Origin of the sequence: Steroidobacter flavus (assembly GCF_042651805.1) — a bacterium.
Taxonomy (GTDB): Bacteria; Pseudomonadota; Gammaproteobacteria; order Steroidobacterales; family Steroidobacteraceae; genus Steroidobacter; species Steroidobacter flavus.
This window is the reverse complement of sequence record NZ_JBHSDU010000015.1, coordinates 2,530,269-2,546,783: the sequence shown is the minus strand read 5'-3', so window position 1 is coordinate 2,546,783 and position 16,515 is coordinate 2,530,269. Positions and strand designations below refer to the sequence as shown.

Genomic DNA, 16,515 nt, shown 5'->3' with positions numbered 1-16,515 from the left:
CGCGTCCGCCGGACCGCACAGCTATGGCATGGTCTGGATCGGGAGGGGAGGTCATGTTCGTGTCCAGAGCGGTGGCGCGGTGAGCCAGGTCATCCGATGCAAACCCTGCGGGAGACTTTGCAGCTTTTCTGGCCGGTCGCCGCCGGGTTTGCGAGGCGACGACTGCGAGTGGCGCTCGCTCTTGTTACGCGCCGCGCCGTGCTGGCGCCCCCGAGTCCGCGACGCCGGGGCGAGCTCACGCTCGAAGGCATCACGTTCTCCTATCGCGAGGCATGCGCGGTTCTGCAAAGCGTGAGCTTCACTGTCCCCGCCGGCAAAACGGTCGCGGTGGTGGGACTGAGTGGTGCGGGCAAGTCATCGCTGATCCGACTGCTGTTTCGCTTATATGAGCCCGACGCCGGCCGCATCTTGCTCGACGGCACACCGATTTGCGATTTGTCGCCGTCCGCGCTCCGGCGGGCGATCGCAGTGGTGCCGCAGGACACGGTGCTGTTCAACGACACCATCGCTGCCAACATCGGCTTCGGTCGCGTGGGGGCGAGCGATCTGGAAATTCAGGCGGCAGCGCGTCTGGCCAATCTGCACGAGTTCATTTCCAAGTTGCCTTACGGCTATGACACCGTGGTCGGCGAGCACGGCCCGAAGTTGTCGATCGGTGAACGTCAGCGGGTTGCGATCGCCCGCGCGGCGCTGAAGAACCCGAGGATTTTTGTGATCGATGCGGCCATGTCATCGCTCGATGCCCGGACCGAGCGCGAGATTCAGCGCAATCTGCTCGGCGTGTCGGCGCACAGCACGACGCTGGTCATCGCGAACCAGCGCTCCATGGTCAAGCATGCCGATCGGATCGTCGTGCTGGATCGGCACGGTGCAGTCTCGCAGCGGGAGGAACTGCCGACATCGGCAGCTCAAGGATAGAGGCCGTTCCTCCCGCGTGCGCAAATCGGTGAAGCGGAGCTAGCCGGGGCGTTGCCGAGCACAGCAACGCCCCCATTCCTCTGTCGAAAGCGGCCGAGGCCCTTTCGACACGCCTGGAAAAAGGCGTGACTTTTTCCAAGCTATACCACCGCCCCCTGCTTAGAGTGATTGCCGGTCCTCGTCGTCGCCGTCACGGGCATCGGCGGCGCCATCCCAATAATGAACCTTGACGTTGCCGCCGATCGGTACCAGCGGCGAGATGTCGTGCATGGCCGTGATCTTGAACAGCTCCGGCCGGCGCGTGCGATAACGACTGATCGCCATCGACAGCGTCGACGGATCGCGACGCAGGCAACGCGCGACTTCGCTCAGCGTCGCGACGCCTCGCTCGGTCGCGTACCACGCGATCAATGCACGCACCAATGTAAACTCGCGTTGCCGTGAGTTGGATAAAACCAGATCGCGCTCCACACCCATGCGACACGTGACGGTGTGAATGATTTGATCCAGCGACGCCTTGCTGCGATAGGTGCGCGAGTTGCGGGGCAGATTCTCCAGGAACTCGGTGCTGCCGATGACGCGCAGATCGTTCGAGCCGACGCGCTCGAACTGAACGACGTCTTCGGGTTCGGGGCAACGGGCCATGAACGCTTCGTACTCGGTGCCGCCGTCCTTCAGCTCGAGCAGTCGTAACGCGCTTCGCGTCGTCAGCCAGGGGGTGGCGGACTGGCGTAGATACGTGCCATGGCTGGTGTGCTCAGCCAGGCCGGGATGCTCCGCCAGCCCGCCCAGTACCGGAATGTGATGCAGGTAGTGCATCAGCTTCAGCAGATAGTGCTTCGGATCGATCAGCACCGCTTTGTATCGTTGCCGGAAGAAGTGACCGGATTCGCCGATGCGACGATGCATGCTGCGCGCATAGCGGCTGGTGAGACCTTGCATGATGCGGCCCACCGATATTTCGTCGATCTGCAGGATCAGATGAATGGCTTGCGGCGTCCAGCAATAGGCGTGCACACGTGCGTTGGTGCGGCGCAGTCCGGTCGCGAGCAAGCGCTCGAACAGCGCATAGTCCTCGGGTTGAGAGAAAATCGGATGATGTGTGTTGCCATGTTGAACGACGTAGTACGTACCGCCCGCAACATGGAGCCGTTGCCGTCGAGACATCCTGCAAACCTCCTGGTGAGCTTCCCTGACCTTGCGCTCGATCGAGCGCTTATGCTCTCCGTGCCGGAGGAATGTAGTCTGGCCTCGAGGGACATGCATTCATATATTTTGTTGTGTCAACGCTCCGCGAGCGTGCGCGACGGCAGCGAACGCAAACATTGCGGATATGTAATGTCCGGCGACACGCCCGCGCCCGTTAACGCGTGATATTCCGAATCCCACGGCATGACGATCATACGTTCGACTTTGCGTATTTTGGGCAATACCGGTGCGACGTCTCGTTGTGATTCGGCGGCGAGGATTGCGTTCAGCGAAACGTGTTGTCGCACGCTGGCGTCGAGCTCCATCAAGTTGTAAAGCGTCGGCCGCGAAAGCGTCATCGTGCCGTCATGAGTAGCTGCGATGAATGCTGCTGGAGTCTTCCAGCACAGCTCGGTCGCTTCGATGCTATCGATGGTTGCGATCTGTCCGGGCGGCAGCGCTGCGAGATAAAAGCGAGTATCGAACCGTTTCGGCACCACCGACGGAGTGATCCAGTGCGCCCAGTAGATCAAGCGGCGCACGTCCAGCTGCAGGTGTTCTTCCTGCAGTGAGGTGGCAAACAGCTCGGGTTGTGAGACGATTGCGCGCTGTCGGTCATGTAGTCGCGCCAGTCGCTCGCTCTCACAATGGTGTCCTTCCGCAGTCGTCGCCAGCAGCACACCGGTTTCCTCGAACGTTTCGCGAGCGGCCGCGACGGCCAGCCCCAAACACGTAGCGGTCGGCAGCGCGTTGCCCTCGAGATCGAGCAGGCGATGACATCCGGCACGCGCGATCTCCGGAATCGATGCAAGCGACGCGGCCGACGTATCGGCGGCGCAGAGCGTCCCGCCGGGGAACACCCACATGCCGCCCATGAACGCGAGGTTTTCGTGTCGACGCGTCAACAAGACTTCGATCGCGCCTTGCTGTTCGCGCAGCAGGAGCACGCTGGCCGCGTGACGAGGGACGGCGGGTTGCGGACTGGTGGGATTGCTCACGATAAGGGTTCGTTCCGGTGAAGCGCGCTCACTGGATTGCGCTGCTGGTGATCGGGATTCTGCTGGCGGCCGTGGTGTTCGCGCCAGTCCCCGGCGACACACGCTGGATCAGGACATTACACAATTCGGCGCACGCGCCCATTTTTGGCTGCGTTTCGCTGCTGACTCTGCTCATCGTTCGCGGCCATCCGCGCTTCGCATCGGTCGGCCTGACGGGCCAATATGCGCTGGCACTGGCGGCCGCGCTGGTCCTGGGCATCCTGACTGAGCTGCTGCAAATACCGGTGGGGCGCGATGCTGAGCTGGACGATGCGGTTCACGATGTCATCGGTGCCATCGCGGTGCTGGGAATCTTCGCCGGGTTCGACTCGCGTGTGCGCGCCTCGACCCGTGCCGGCATCGTTCGAGTTGTCGGCGTGATGATCGGCGTCGGGGCACTCGCTGTCGCGGTGGCTCCCGTAACGCGCGCGGCGATCAAGTATCAGCAGAGAGACGATCGCTTCCCGGTGCTGGCGGATTTCACCGAGCGATACGACCGCTACTTCATCCTTCAGCAGTCGGCGGAGTTCTCACCGGCGGAACTGCCCGCGCCTTGGGCCAGCAAAGCAGGTGAGGGGGCGATGCACGTCGCATTGTTCGACGGCCCGTATCCGGGATTGGATTTCATCGAGCTGCGGCCCGACTGGAGCGCGTATTCGACGCTCGCCGTCGATCTGACCAATCCGACGCCGTTGAGCCTGACGTTGCTGCTCAGAGTGCACGATGTCGCTCACAACAACCAGCCGACCGATCGGTTCAGCCGGCGTTTCGAATTGCCGTCGCGAACGCGTCAGGTCCTTCGCATTCCACTGCGGGACATCGCCGCCGGCCCGCGCACGCGCGAGCTGGATCTCCGCAACGTTGCGGAGATGATTATTTTCCGGACCGACGATTCGCCACGAGCCAACGAGCTGTATTTCTCGCGCGCGTGGCTGGAATGATCAGAGCACGATCACCGAGCGGATCGACTCGCCCTTGCGCATCAGCTCGAAGCCTTCGTTGATCTGCTCGAGCTTGAGTCGATGCGTCACCAGCGAATCGAGATCGATCTTCTTATCGACGTACCAATCGACGATCTCGGGCAACTTGGTGACGCGGGCGCCGCCCATGTAGCAGCCGGTCCAGTGACGGCCCATCATCAGATGGCCCGGGTATGACGTGACTTCCGCGCCCTGCGGAGCGACGCCGACCACATAGCTCGTGCCCCACGCCGGATTGGTGCATTCGAAGGCTTGACGCATGACCTGCGGATTGCCGATGCATTCGAACGTGTAGTCCGCGCCGCCCGCGGTCAGCTTCATCAAATGACTGGTGAGCTTCTCGACCGCTTTGGGATTGACGAAGTCGGTGGCGCCGAACTGGCGCGCGATGGCTTCCTTGGCGGGATTGGTATCGACACCGATGATTTTCTTCGCGCCCGCCAGGCGAGCGCCTTGCACGACGTTCAGGCCAATGCCGCCGAGCCCGAAGATCACGACCGAGCTGCCGGCTTCGACCTTGGCTGCGAACAGCGCGGCGCCGAGGCCTGTCGTAGCTCCGCAGCCGATGTAACAGATGGGATCGAACGGCGCGTCATCGCGCACCTTGGCCAACATATTGACCGGCAGCACCGAGTAGTCGGCGAACGTGCCGAGGCCCCACAGCTGCGTCACCGGTTTGCCGTTCAGCGAAAAGCGCGACTCGCCCGGCTTTAACCGCGAGAACGCTTCGACGCACAGGTTGGTCTTGCTGGAATGGCAGTAACCGCACTTTTCGCAGTGAGGAATCAAAAATGGAATGACGTGGTCGCCCGGCTTGAACTTGGTCACGCCAGGGCCGCATTCCACGACCACGCCGGCGGCCTCGTGACCCAGCAGCGCGGGAAACGCCCAAGGCAGCTTGCCTTCGTAGATGTGCAGGTCGGAATGGCACAGCCCGGTGGTCTTGATGTGCACCAGGACTTCGCCTTCGCGCGGCCCGTCCAGTTGCAGCGTTTCCATGACGAACGGCTGGTTCGGCCCATGCACGACGGCGGCGCGGACATCCATTGGCACGATGCTCTTCCCCAAATCGTAAAGTGGAGGGCGAGCCTACGCACATCGTCGCGGTGGAGCAATCGGCCAGAGCGCCGCGTTTTCACGTCTTGATGAATCTCGACTTTTGCCCACGCGCCATGCGGAATCCGGCAGGATTGTGCAACCCGGCTGCAGTCGCGCCGGAGTAAGATCCCGGCATTCCCAGGTAGCCGGCAGCCAACCGAGGTTCGCATGATCACGCTCAATATCAACGGCCAGACGGTCCAGACCGACGCCGAGCCAGACACACCCTTGCTGTGGGTGTTGCGCGATCATCTCGACATGACCGGCAGCAAGTTCGGCTGCGGCAAGGCGCTGTGCGGGGCCTGTACCGTGCATATCGACGGCAATGCCACCCGCAGCTGTGTGCTGCCGGTATCGGCAGTTGCGTCGAGCAAGATCACGACCATCGAAGCGGTCGGCACGTCGAAGGTGGGCAAAGCCATTCAGGACGCGTGGATTGCGGAAGATGTACCGCAGTGTGGTTACTGCCAGTCGGGACAGATCATGAGCGCGACCGCTCTGCTCGCCACCAACAGCAAACCCACCGACGCGGATATCGATGCCGCGATGGCCGGCAATGTATGTCGTTGCGCCACGTATGTGCGCATCCGCGCGGCGATCAAGCGCGCCGCTGGCTCGTTGACGACTTGAGGAGACGACCTATGAGCGCAGCAGAAGATTCGATGATTCACGCGACTCGTCGTGACGTTCTGAAGGGCGGTGCCGTTCTGACCGTGGGCATGTTGTTGCCCGCCGTCGGCGTGTCAGCCAACGATACGAATGTGGCCAAGGCCGGAACGTTCGTGCCGAACGCTTTCGTGCGGATCGCCGAGGACAACACGGTCACCGTGTTGTCGAAGCACGTCGAGATGGGGCAGGGCGCGTACACCGGGCTTGCGACCATCGTTGCCGAAGAGCTCGATGCCGACTGGAGTCAGATTCGCGTCGAGGGCGCGCCGGCCGATGCGAAGCTTTATAACAATCTCGCGTTCGGTCCGTTCCAAGGCACCGGCGGCAGCACCGCGATTGCGAATTCGTACGATCAGTTGAAGAACGCGGGCGCCACCGCGCGTGCCATGCTCGTGACGGCGGCCGCCAATCGCTGGAAAGTGCCGGCCAACGAAATCACCATTGCCGCGGGTGTCGTTCAGCACAAGTCCGGCAAGTCGGCGCGCTTCGGCGAACTGGTCGCCGACGCGGCGAAATTACCGGCGCCCACCGAGGTGAAGCCGAAAGATCCGTCGGCTTACAACCGCATCGGCAAGAGCGCGCCTCGGGTCGACAGCAAAGCGAAGTCGACCGGCAAGGCGATCTTCACTCAGGATCTCAAGTTGCCCGGCATGTTGACCGCCGTCGTCGCTCATCCGCCGCGCTTCGGCGGCAAGGTGAAGAGCTTCGATGCGAGCAAGGCCAAAGAGATCAAGGGCGTGAAGTCCGTGGTCGCGTTCGAGACGCCGGCGCGCTCCGGTGTCGCTGTGGTCGCGACGGATTTCTGGACGGCCAAGAAGGGCCGCGACGCGTTGACCATCGAGTGGGACGAGTCGAACGCGTTCAACCAGAGCTCGGATGAGATGCTGAAGGAGTATCGCGCGCTCACCAAGAAGCCCGGCGATATCGCGAAACAGGAAGGCGACGTCGAGAAAGCATTCGCTGCCGCCGCTCGCACCTTCGAGGCGACCTACGAGTTCCCGTATCTGGCGCACGCCACGATGGAGCCGATGAACTGCGTCGTGCAGATCGGCCAGGGCACGTGCGAAGTCTGGAACGGCGAGCAGTTCCAGACCGCCGATCAGATGGCCATCGCGAAAATGCTGGGCATCGCGCCGAAGGACGTGAAGATCAATCAGCTGTTCGCCGGCGGCAGCTTCGGTCGTCGCGCCAACCCGGCCGGCGATTATCTGGTGGAAACGGTGGCCATCGCCAAGGCGATCGGCACGTCGGATCCGGTGAAGCTGGTGTGGACTCGCGAAGAAGACATGCGCGCGGGGTATTACCGGCCGATGTACGTCCATTGGCTCAAGGCCGGTGTGGATGCGCAGGGCAAGATCGTCGCCTGGCAGCATCGCATCGTCGGTCAGTCGATCACGCGCGGCACGCTGTTCGACAACAAGAGCAAGATCGATTTCACTTCGGTGGAAGGCGCGCAGAATCTGCCTTATCACATTCCGAATCTGCTGGTGGACCTGCATACGACGGAGCCGAAAGTGCCCGTGTTGTGGTGGCGCTCGGTGGGCTCGACGCACACGGCGTTCTCCACGGAATGTTTCCTCGATGATATCGCGCGCGAGACGAAGCAAGATCCGTATGCCTTGCGTCGATCTCTGCTCGAGAAGCATCCGCGCCATCTGGCTGTGCTCGATCTGGTGGCCGAGAAGTCCGGCTGGAAGAAGAAGCGCGCGGCCGATGAGATCTACGGCCTGGCATTGCACGAGTCGTTCAATACCGTCGTCGGTCAGGTCGCGAAGCTGAAGAAGACGCCGAACGGGCCGAAGCTGGTCAGCGTGGTATGCGCGGTGGACTGCGGTATCGCCGTGAATCCGAACATCATCGCCATGCAGATGGAGTCGGGCATCGGCTACGGATTGTCCGCTGCGCTGATGGGTGCGGTGACGTTCAAGAAAGGTCAGGTCGAGCAGGGCAACTTCGACGACTATCCGGTTCTGCGTATCAACGAAATGCCGGCCGTCGAAACGCACATCGTGCCGTCCAGGAACAAGCCCACGGGTGTCGGTGAGCCGGGCACGCCCGTCATTGCTCCGGCGCTGGCGAATGCGCTGGCGCAGGTCGATGGCAAGCCCATTCACGCCCTGCCGCTCTCGGCGCACGGAGTGAAGCTGGCATAATGGATTGATGCCAGTCGCTGTTACTCGTCGGAAATTTCTACTCGGTGCGTCCTCCGTCACGCTGCTCGCTCTGGCTGAGCGGGCAGCGTGCGCCAGCGTACTCAGCAAGAGCGCTGAGGCGCATATCGAATCTCTGATCGCCAGGATGACGATTCAGGAGAAGGCGGGACAGCTCAGCATCTTTTCCGATTCGACGCGCGTGGTGCCCAAGGCACTGATCAATCCGGAAGCCGGCCCACCGGTCGATCACAATCTCGCGCAGCGGGTCCGCGAAGGACGATTGGTCGGTGTCTTCAACGGGTTCGGTGCCGCCGGTGCCCGGGCCATTCAACGGATCGCCGTCGAAGAGTCGCGGCTGAAGATTCCGCTGATCTTCGGTGCCGATGTCTTACACGGCCTCTACACGATCTTTCCTATTCCTTTGGGCGAAGCCGCGAGCTTCGATCCGCAGTTGGCGGAGCGCACGGCGCGTGCCGCTGCCGTTGAATCGACTGCGAATGGTCTGCACTGGACCTTCGCGCCGATGGTGGACATCGGCCGCGATCAACGCTGGGGCCGGGTCGCCGAAGGCTCGGGCGAAGATCCTTACCTGGGCTCGGCGCTCGCTGCCGCGCGGGTGCGTGGATTTCAAGGGCGAAGCCTCACCGACGAGGACAGCCTGCTCGCCTGCCCGAAACATTTCGTCGCGTATGGCGCGGCGATGGGTGGCATGGACTACAACACTGTCGAGATGTCCGAGCAGACCTTGCACGAGGTCTATCTGCCGCCGTTCAAAGCCGCGTTCGATGCGGGCGCGCTGTCGACGATGAGCTCGTTCAACGACTTGAACGGGGTGCCGATGTCGGCCAACCGCAAGTTGATGACCGGGCTGCTACGCGAGCAGTGGAAATTCCGTGGCATGGTCGTCTCCGACTACACAGCGGACAAGGAACTGATCATGCACGGCGTCGCCAAGGACGATCGTGAGGCGGCCAAGCTGGCGTTGCTGGCTGGCGTCGATATCAGCATGCAGAGCGATCTCTACAATTTGTATTTGCCGGAGCTGGTGGCGAGCGGCGAACTGGCGATGGCCGTCGTCGATGAATCGGTGCGACGCGTGTTACGCACCAAGTATCTGCTCGGCTTGTTCGATAACCCGTATCGCTCGCTCAATCCCGAAGTCGAGCAGCGGGACACGATGACTCCGCAGTTGCGCACCGTCGCTCGCGAGAGTGCACGCGCTTCCATCGTCCTGCTCAAGAACGACGGCAATCTGCTGCCGTTGCCGAAGTCGGGAAAGAATATCGCGCTGATCGGTCCTTTCGGCAACGACACGCTGAATCTGGCCGGGCCCTGGGCGCCGTTCGCCAAGTCCGATCATGTCGTGAGCGTGGAGCAGGGGATGCGAGCGGCGCTGACAGATCAGTCGCTATTGACCGTGACGTTGGGCTCGATGATCGAGAAACCGATGGACGGCGGTATCGATGCGGCGGTCGCCGCGGCTCGTGCGGCCGATGTGGTCGTGCTCGCGATTGGCGAAGGGCAGGACATGTCGGGTGAGGCGCAGTCGAGGACACAAATCATCGTGCCTCCGCCTCAACAACAACTGGTCGAGGCCGTCGCCAAAGTCGGCAAGCCGCTGGTCGTGCTGTTACGGAATGGTCGTGCTCTGGCGCTCGAAGGCGCGGTGCGTAATGCGCAGGCCATCGTGACAACCTGGTTCCTCGGCACGGAGACGGGCAGCGCCATTGCCGATGTGCTGTTCGGAGACTACAGCCCGAGCGGTCGACTGCCGGTGAGCTTCCCGCAGGACTCCGGACAGCAGCCGTACTTCTACAACCGTCGCACGACGGGTCGGCCGCAAGGCAAGGAAGGGCCGGCATTCAAAGCGCGTTATCGCGAAGTCTCCAACGAAGCGTTGTATCCGTTCGGTCACGGGCTCACATATTCGCGCTTCGAGTATGAGTCGCCGAAGCTCAGCGCGGACTCGCTGGCATGGAATGCAACGCTAACGATCACCGCCAGAATCACGAACACCGGCGAGCGCGAGGCCGAGGAAGTCGCGCAGCTTTATATTCGCGATGTCGTGGCGAGCGTGACCCGACCCATTCGCGAGCTGAAGGGATTCAAGAAGGTTCGCTTGCCGCCCGGTGCGTCGACGGAGGTGCAGTTCACGCTGACGCGTCGAGAGCTCGCTTTCTATGACGCGCAGATGCAATTCGTTGCGGAACCGGGTGAGTTCGATGTGTGGGTCTCACCCTCGGCCACCACCGGCGTCAGCAAGCGTTTCGAGTTGCTGGCGGGGTGACCCTTCACCTCGCCTCGACTGTCGGGCTTCTTATCAAATCGCCGGCGTCAGTTTGTTGACGGACGAGCAATTCAGCGGCGCCGTAAGGGTTCGAGGCTGCCGGCATGCAAATTGCTCCTCCTGACTCCGTCCAACGGTCGAGCTGCGATAAGCGACATGTCAAACGCCAAGTTGTTCGTTTCGATGCTGCTGACGGGCCTGTGCGCACAGGCTGCTCATGCGACCTCCGGTTCCACGAAGGCGCTCGAAGGAATGTGGTGCAGCCAGGACGAGAGTGCCGGCGCGACCATCGTGCAGTACTCGGCCAAGGACTCCGAAGTCACCGCGTTCACGGTGTTGTCCGAAGCGGATCCGCGTCGTATCGGCAGCCAGGATTCCATCGAGTTGACTGCTGAGGCGCCGAACGTGTTCGTGCGTCGTGCGCTGGTCGGTGCCGATGAGGAGTTCAGCGTTCAGAGCGGGCAGCTCACGGTGAACTCGCTGTGGATCTCGAATCGCGGCACCCGCAATGAAACGCGCCAGGTGCTTGCCACGCAAACTTATTACAAGTGCGACATGGGCCAGGCGCTGCGACGGGCGCAAGCGTTCATGTCGTCGCCGAAGGCCGAAGAGGCCACGCGCATGGCGCTCCTGAAGGATGAGCAGGTCGAGCTCGAGATGACCCGCAACGCCAGCAAGGACGCGTACTACGCCGGTCTGATCCGCCAGTTGAAGCTCAGCCCGCGGCTCTGAGCTGCGTCACCGACGCCATCGGCTGCGATAACTTGAAGCCGGCCGCGCCGGCGTAAATCAGCAGCTGCTCGATGTTCATCAGCATGAGCATCGGCTCGTCCGCCTGCTCCGGCCGCACCGCGCGGTCGAGGATGGCGACGCCACGCGCATTCAGATCGCCGACCGGCAGGATGCGGCTGACCGCGATCTCGGGAATATCCGCCAGCTCTTCGACCAGCAGACCGAACAATTGACCCGTCTCCACCGCGCGCAACACGATGACATTGCGCGCTTCGGTGCCCGGGCCGGCATTCAACAGCTTGCCCAGGTCGATCACCGGCAGCGGCGTCTCGCGATACATCAACAAGCCGGCGTGCCAGCCAGGCGCGTTCGGAATCGGGCGCAGATTCGTGCCGTCCATGGCTTCGACGATATCGTCCCGCTGTAAGCCCAGGCGTTGTTGACCGCAGTAGAACGTGGCGATGTCGATCATCGGTTCTTGTGAGATGGCGCGACGATGACTCTGCGCCTCGGCACGTCGGACGATGACGCGCTCGACGGCGGCACCCAGCGGAATCAGGATCAGGCTATACGCGCCCATGCCGGTGTACTCGCGATACCCGGTCGTCTTGCGCACGCCGATGGCGTAGTGAGTGCCGTTCATACAAACGGTTTGCTGGCCGTTGCTCAGCACGTCGCGAGGCAGGTCGATGGTATCGCCGGGCTCGTAGTCCGAAGTGGCCGAGACCACGGTCATGCGTGAGTCGACAAACAAACCGATGCTGCCGGTCACGATGTCACCGGATTCGGTGCGAGGCAGAGCGTCGCGCAACATCGCTTTGAACTGAGGCGTAGTGTCGAACACGATGCCGATGCCGCCGACCACCCGACGGGACTCGTTGCGAAGCGCGGCGCCATAGATCAGCGTGTGCTGACCACCGTAAAAATCGCTCTGCGCGAACGCGGACACCGCGTACTGCTGAGAATCGCGTAATTCCAGTGTCGCCGCGACCCAAGGCTCTCTAACCGTGCTACCCACCTTACTCGCGTGCGATGGATTGGAGACCGCAACGACGCGCCCCACGGCGTCGAACAGCACGATGTCGTGATAGACGGTGTAGAGACTGTTGATGTGGCGAAGGATCTCGCCGGCGTCGCGATCGCCCTTGCCGTCCGAGAGATGACGGCTCAGTGCGCCATTCAGCGCCCACCAGCGGCAATCGTTGGCACGTTCGTAAAGATTCCGATCCAGCACGTCGACCGCGAGCTCGGCGAGCAGCTGCGCGTCATCGAGAATGGAGGACACCACTGTCTCCTGCAGCTCGCTGATCGAGTGCTCGAATGTATCCTGCGTGCGGCGACCGGCGTTGCCGATCTCGCGCAGCAGGACCTTGGTGAAATCGCTACCGGTGTCCGTGCTGGTCGCGAGACGCACGTTGCCGTTCCAAACCGTACGATTCAGCTCGCGCTGAATAGCATCGGCCTGCAAAGGAATCTTGCGGAGGGCGGGGGAGAAGATGGTCTGGCTTTCGCGCAGCGCTGCGAGCAACTCGCGCGGAATCGCCGTCGCGCCTTCGCCGGTCTCATGATCGAACGCATGCTCGATCGGCAACATGGCGTGCCCGTACCAGCCGGGGCCCATGTAACCCTGATAACCCTGCGTGGGGCAGGTGACCGCGAGATATTCACGGCCCGCGAAACGAACGATTCGGCCGCCGGTATCGAGCACAACCGGCATCGGCGCGCCGATAGGAACCTGCCAGGCATCGCTGCTGGCGAGCACTGTTCCTTGCTCATCCAGGAAGCAGAACACCGTCCAGTCCTCTTCCGAGCGCAGCTTGGCGAAGATGCCGCTGACTTCGTCTTCGAATCGGAAGCACAGACACAGCACGCCTTCGACGCGCGAGCCATCGCCGACACGGAAGGAGTAAACGAGGTTGTGATCGGACTCGGGCAGCAAGTCGATGCGACCTGCCGTCTCGACGTAACCCTGGCGCGTCGTGAGCGCATTTTTCAGCAGCTCGTGCGAAGTTCGCTCGACGTTGTGGCGTTCGTCCAAACGGACGAGGACCTGGCCGTCCGCATCCAGTAAAACCACGTCGTGATAAACAGAATACTTGCCGACGTACTCACGAAAGCGGCCGCGTAGACGATCGTTCAACTTCTTGACCTGCGAGCCGTCGGCGCGGCGCTGTCGCAGGTAATCGCGAATATCGTCGTCGATGGCGAGGAAGCCGATATCGGCGGTGCGCTCGAACAGGTTGCGAACGACCACGTCGATGGCGATCTGACCGCGAGCTTTGAGCGCCAGCATCGCTTTCTTGTATGTTTCCTCGCTCAGGCTGTGCACGAGGTCGTTGGCCAGTCCTTCGAAGGCCTGGCGCGTGCCGCTCATATCGGCGCCGTCGCCGCGCAAATGAGATAGCAACGACAACGTGTCCCACGAGCCCTGCAAGCTGGCCAGGCGGGCGCGGTAGTCCTCCACCGAGGACATATGACGTACCACCGCTGCCTTGACCATGAATTGCCGTCCCTCGTTGTCGGGCCTTGTCAGACATATAACGGCCCGCATTGCGGCAACCTTGAAAAGTAAAATGCGCCCTGGGTCGCGATTTTTCGCGTCCAAAAAGGTGCAAATGAAGCGCGCTGCTATCTGTAGGTGATGAGCTGTCTCATGTCTGCACGATCCAGGTGCGGCAGGCCATTAAACATCGACAGCGAGACCTTTTCCGCGCTGTAAATCAGCCGCGTGATCGATGCGTTGTGGACGGCCCAGTTGAGCTCGATGCCGGTGTGATTCGAAAGGCCCATCACATTGGCGACGAGGGTGCCGATGACGCCGCCCGAGGTGCTGACGATCAATGTTTTAGAGCGCCCTTCGGTGCGCATGATGTTTTCAATGGCCGAGACGATGCGGCCATGAAAGCCGCGCCAGGGCGTCATTGTTTCGGCTTCGATCTGTGCTTCCACCCAGGCGCGGGCAGCCCGCTCCAGGAAGAATTGAAACTTGCGACGGTCGGTGCGCAGCTCGGGCCAACCCGCTTCGGCCAGTTGCTCCGGCGTCAGCGATTGCGCGAATGTATGCAGGATCAGGTCGCTGTCGTATTCGTCGAACGCAGGCTCGATGGCGATCGGCGGCGCCCCATCCGCGAAAGCTTCGCCGATGAGCTCGGCGGTTTCAGTCTGCCGGCGCAAGGAGCCGGAATAGATACGATCGATGCGCTCGCCCAGCTCCGCAAAGTATTTGCCGAGCTGCCGCGCCTGCTCGCGGCCGGTGGCGGACAGCCGATCGTAGTTGTCGGTGCCGAAAGAGGCCTGTCCGTGGCGGACTAGATAAATCGTGCTCATGCACGCAGTATAGTTGCGCTTACCCACTCATGGCAGGAGCCGCAATGTCGCTGACTCGCATCGACGCGTATGAGGTCTTCTATTCCGCGAACGCCTTTTCGCCGCGCATCGCCTTGAAGGGCGCCGGCAATTACATCGGCATGATGGTGTTTCTGCCCAACGGGACGACGTTACCCGCGGACACGGTGACCAAGGGCCAGGTGGTGCTCTACTACCACCTCGACCATTATCACAACGCGATCGATCTGTTACGCAACGAGAAGCCGATGTATCTGTTCTACAACGGCTCGGGGCCGGGCTTCGAGAACGGCATCAAAACCATGATCGAGAAGGTCGGCGAAGGCGAGATCATCGATCAATGACGATCGATCGGACATCCTGTCACGACGATCGTGCTTCGAGAAAAAAGCGTGGTTTTTTCTCGAAGCCGCCGCCTGCGGCGTCGGGGCACCTCCATGGTGCCCGGGTAGCACTAGCGATTCGCTGCGGTACGCTTCTCAGGGGTCGGTTCGACCGGGCCGAGATCGGTGATCTCGACGGCCCAGGAACGTTCCTGCACCTGACTGATTTCCACGCTCGGAACTTCCTTCGGCGGACTGAACAGTGCCGAGGACGCCCAGAGGGCTGCGCCCACCAGTGCGAACGCACCGGCAATGCCGACGATTTGTTGAGACTTGATCACCATGAGTGGCTCCCTATTCCTGCATCTCTTGGACGCGCGTTAGGCGAGGTCAGCTCCGGACCCGCTCCTTACAGCTAATCGAACGGGGGCAACAATAGCCTTCTCACGATTCTGGAGCGTGCTTCACATCACACTGATTCTGTAAATGCGCCGCAAAAATATTGGAAACGCGACGCACTTCTCAGCTTCATATTTAAGCGATGTAACAGCGTGGAAATATTTGCAGGGAAACTCGCAAGCACGCCGCGCCGCGACGGCGTTATGAAACATCGCTGGAAATAAAAAAACGCCACGGCTTGTGACCGTGGCGGTGTCGCTAGGAACCTTGGGTCAGAACAGCTCGATGTCGCCGGAGGTCCCGACGCGAATGGTCTGCGTGCTCTGGTGAATATGATCGCGGGCTTCGTCGGCGGAGGCGCCTTCCACCATCATCTGGAAGATCTGTTTCTCTTCCTCGGTGCGATACAGGCGCTTCAAGGTTGTGAACAGGCGGCGCCACTGATCGCGCTGGGTGGCCTGGGCACGGTCGCAAACGAACAAAGCGAGCGTCGACAGGCTGTAACGCACGTGGCCGAGCCGCTGCGTGAGCTTGTCGTAGAACTGGAAGGCGACGACGGCCGAGGTCATCTGGCGCTCGATGGACTCCATCTGTTTTTTCAGATCGAGGTCGCCCAGCGCGGCGCGCTGTTCGGGCGTCATCTTGGCGGCCGTGGCCTTCAAGGCACGGGCGGTTTCGGCCAGGCCGGAGAAGGCTTTGACGAGCGAGTCGACCGCGAGGTCGGATTCGCAGGTCGCCGATTCCATCTGCGCCTCACACAGCTCGAGCATTTGCGCGATCTGTTGTTCGGGCGTCCAATCGGCGAGCGGCGCTGCTTCGGCGTTGGTGATTTCTATTGAACTGGGCAGCATGGACGGCGTTACCGCGGCTCCGTGGCTTCGGCGGGGCGTTAGAGCACTCGGGCGATGGTGGCGAGCAGCTGGTCGGGGTTGAACGGCTTGACGATCCAGCCGGTCGCTCCGGCCTGCTTGCCGCGCTGTTTGGTTTCCGGGCCGGACTCGGTGGTCAGCACCAGCATCGGCGTGAACTTGTAGCTGTCGAGGCCGCGCAGCTCCTTGACCAGCGTGATGCCGTCCATGCGGGGCATGTTCACGTCCGTCAGCACCAGATCGACACCGCGACCCTTGGCGAGGTCGAGGGCTTCGACGCCGTCAGCAGCCTGGATCACCTCGTAGCCCGCCCCCTCCAGGGTATAGCGGACCATCTGGCGCATCGACGCTGAATCGTCCACGGCGAGAATTGACTTCGAGGCTCCAGACATTACACGGCGCTCCAATTACACAGAATCTGGCAGTCACGGGGGGCAGTGACCGCATCGTTTGCCGTATTAACGGCGATTGCTGCGGGGAGTTGAGTCGGGGGTTCCCGGAATGAGCGGCCGGTCGC

The 16,515-nt window shown here is 61.9% G+C and carries 15 protein-coding genes; 7 read left to right on the top strand and 8 right to left on the bottom strand.

The annotated features are described in order from the left end of the window. Positions 1-96 precede the first annotated feature (96 nt). The gene (locus ACFPN2_RS38020) at positions 97-918 is read left to right on the top strand and encodes an ATP-binding cassette domain-containing protein (RefSeq protein ID WP_380606499.1); all 822 of its coding nucleotides are present in this window, start codon (positions 97-99) and stop codon (positions 916-918) included. Between the two features lie 159 nt (positions 919-1,077). Here the strand turns inward: ACFPN2_RS38020 and ACFPN2_RS38015 are convergent, their stop codons facing one another. Together ACFPN2_RS38015 and ACFPN2_RS38010 are read right to left on the bottom strand one after the other, a co-directional pair. Further along, positions 1,078-2,085 carry a transposase gene (locus ACFPN2_RS38015; protein WP_380606497.1) on the bottom strand — a complete coding sequence of 336 codons (1,008 nt, stop codon included), beginning with the start codon at positions 2,083-2,085 and terminating at the stop codon, positions 1,078-1,080. A gap of 116 nt (positions 2,086-2,201) precedes the next feature. After that, positions 2,202-3,104, bottom strand: a complete 903-nt coding sequence (locus ACFPN2_RS38010) for an NUDIX hydrolase (RefSeq protein WP_380606495.1) — start codon at positions 3,102-3,104, stop codon at positions 2,202-2,204. Between the two features lie 17 nt (positions 3,105-3,121). Between ACFPN2_RS38010 and ACFPN2_RS38005 the strand changes: the two genes are divergently transcribed. Continuing rightward, positions 3,122-4,084, top strand: coding sequence for a hypothetical protein (locus ACFPN2_RS38005; protein WP_380606493.1), 963 nt, complete (start codon positions 3,122-3,124; stop codon positions 4,082-4,084). On the opposite strand, the gene ACFPN2_RS38000 is transcribed toward ACFPN2_RS38005, so the two are convergent. Further along, positions 4,085-5,170: a zinc-binding dehydrogenase gene (locus tag ACFPN2_RS38000; RefSeq protein WP_380606772.1), complete on the bottom strand. Its 1,086-nt coding sequence runs from the start codon at positions 5,168-5,170 to the stop codon at positions 4,085-4,087. 219 nt (positions 5,171-5,389) lie between these two features. Here ACFPN2_RS38000 and ACFPN2_RS37995 point away from each other — a divergent pair, with 219 nt between their 5' ends. The 4 genes from ACFPN2_RS37995 (at position 5,390) to ACFPN2_RS37980 (ending at position 11,062) form a co-directional block, all read left to right on the top strand. After that, positions 5,390-5,851, top strand: coding sequence for a (2Fe-2S)-binding protein (locus ACFPN2_RS37995; RefSeq protein ID WP_380606491.1), 462 nt, complete (start codon positions 5,390-5,392; stop codon positions 5,849-5,851). A gap of 11 nt (positions 5,852-5,862) precedes the next feature. After that, positions 5,863-8,043 (top strand): xanthine dehydrogenase family protein molybdopterin-binding subunit, encoded by a 2,181-nt coding sequence (locus ACFPN2_RS37990; RefSeq protein WP_380606489.1) that lies wholly within the window; start codon positions 5,863-5,865, stop codon positions 8,041-8,043. A 145-nt stretch (positions 8,044-8,188) separates the two neighbouring features. Next, on the top strand, positions 8,189-10,330 hold the full coding sequence (locus tag ACFPN2_RS37985) for a glycoside hydrolase family 3 N-terminal domain-containing protein (protein WP_380606770.1): 2,142 nt from the start codon (positions 8,189-8,191) through the stop codon (positions 10,328-10,330). A 156-nt stretch (positions 10,331-10,486) separates the two neighbouring features. Continuing rightward, positions 10,487-11,062: a hypothetical protein gene (locus ACFPN2_RS37980; protein ID WP_380606487.1), complete on the top strand. Its 576-nt coding sequence runs from the start codon at positions 10,487-10,489 to the stop codon at positions 11,060-11,062. Here ACFPN2_RS37980 and ACFPN2_RS37975 read toward each other — a convergent pair. Further along, positions 11,046-13,562: a chemotaxis protein CheW gene (locus ACFPN2_RS37975; protein ID WP_380606486.1), complete on the bottom strand. Its 2,517-nt coding sequence runs from the start codon at positions 13,560-13,562 to the stop codon at positions 11,046-11,048. The two genes, ACFPN2_RS37980 and ACFPN2_RS37975, sit on opposite strands and share 17 nt — an antisense overlap. Positions 13,563-13,690: 128 nt before the next feature. Then, positions 13,691-14,389: a histidine phosphatase family protein gene (locus ACFPN2_RS37970; protein WP_380606484.1), complete on the bottom strand. Its 699-nt coding sequence runs from the start codon at positions 14,387-14,389 to the stop codon at positions 13,691-13,693. Positions 14,390-14,433: 44 nt separating this feature from the next. Between ACFPN2_RS37970 and ACFPN2_RS37965 the strand changes: the two genes are divergently transcribed. Continuing rightward, positions 14,434-14,751 (top strand): hypothetical protein, encoded by a 318-nt coding sequence (locus ACFPN2_RS37965; protein ID WP_380606482.1) that lies wholly within the window; start codon positions 14,434-14,436, stop codon positions 14,749-14,751. Positions 14,752-14,861: 110 nt separating this feature from the next. Here ACFPN2_RS37965 and ACFPN2_RS37960 read toward each other — a convergent pair whose 3' ends face one another. The 3 genes from ACFPN2_RS37960 to ACFPN2_RS37950 all read right to left on the bottom strand — a co-directional run bounded on the left by ACFPN2_RS37960 (position 14,862) and on the right by ACFPN2_RS37950 (position 16,390). Next, positions 14,862-15,074 (bottom strand): hypothetical protein, encoded by a 213-nt coding sequence (locus tag ACFPN2_RS37960; RefSeq protein ID WP_380606480.1) that lies wholly within the window; start codon positions 15,072-15,074, stop codon positions 14,862-14,864. A gap of 327 nt (positions 15,075-15,401) precedes the next feature. Next, the gene (locus ACFPN2_RS37955; RefSeq protein ID WP_380606478.1) at positions 15,402-15,980 is read right to left on the bottom strand and encodes a hypothetical protein; all 579 of its coding nucleotides are present in this window, start codon (positions 15,978-15,980) and stop codon (positions 15,402-15,404) included. A gap of 38 nt (positions 15,981-16,018) precedes the next feature. Beyond that, a complete protein-coding gene (locus ACFPN2_RS37950; RefSeq protein WP_129777154.1) occupies positions 16,019-16,390 on the bottom strand; it encodes a response regulator in 372 nt (123 codons plus the stop codon). Positions 16,391-16,515 lie beyond the last annotated feature (125 nt).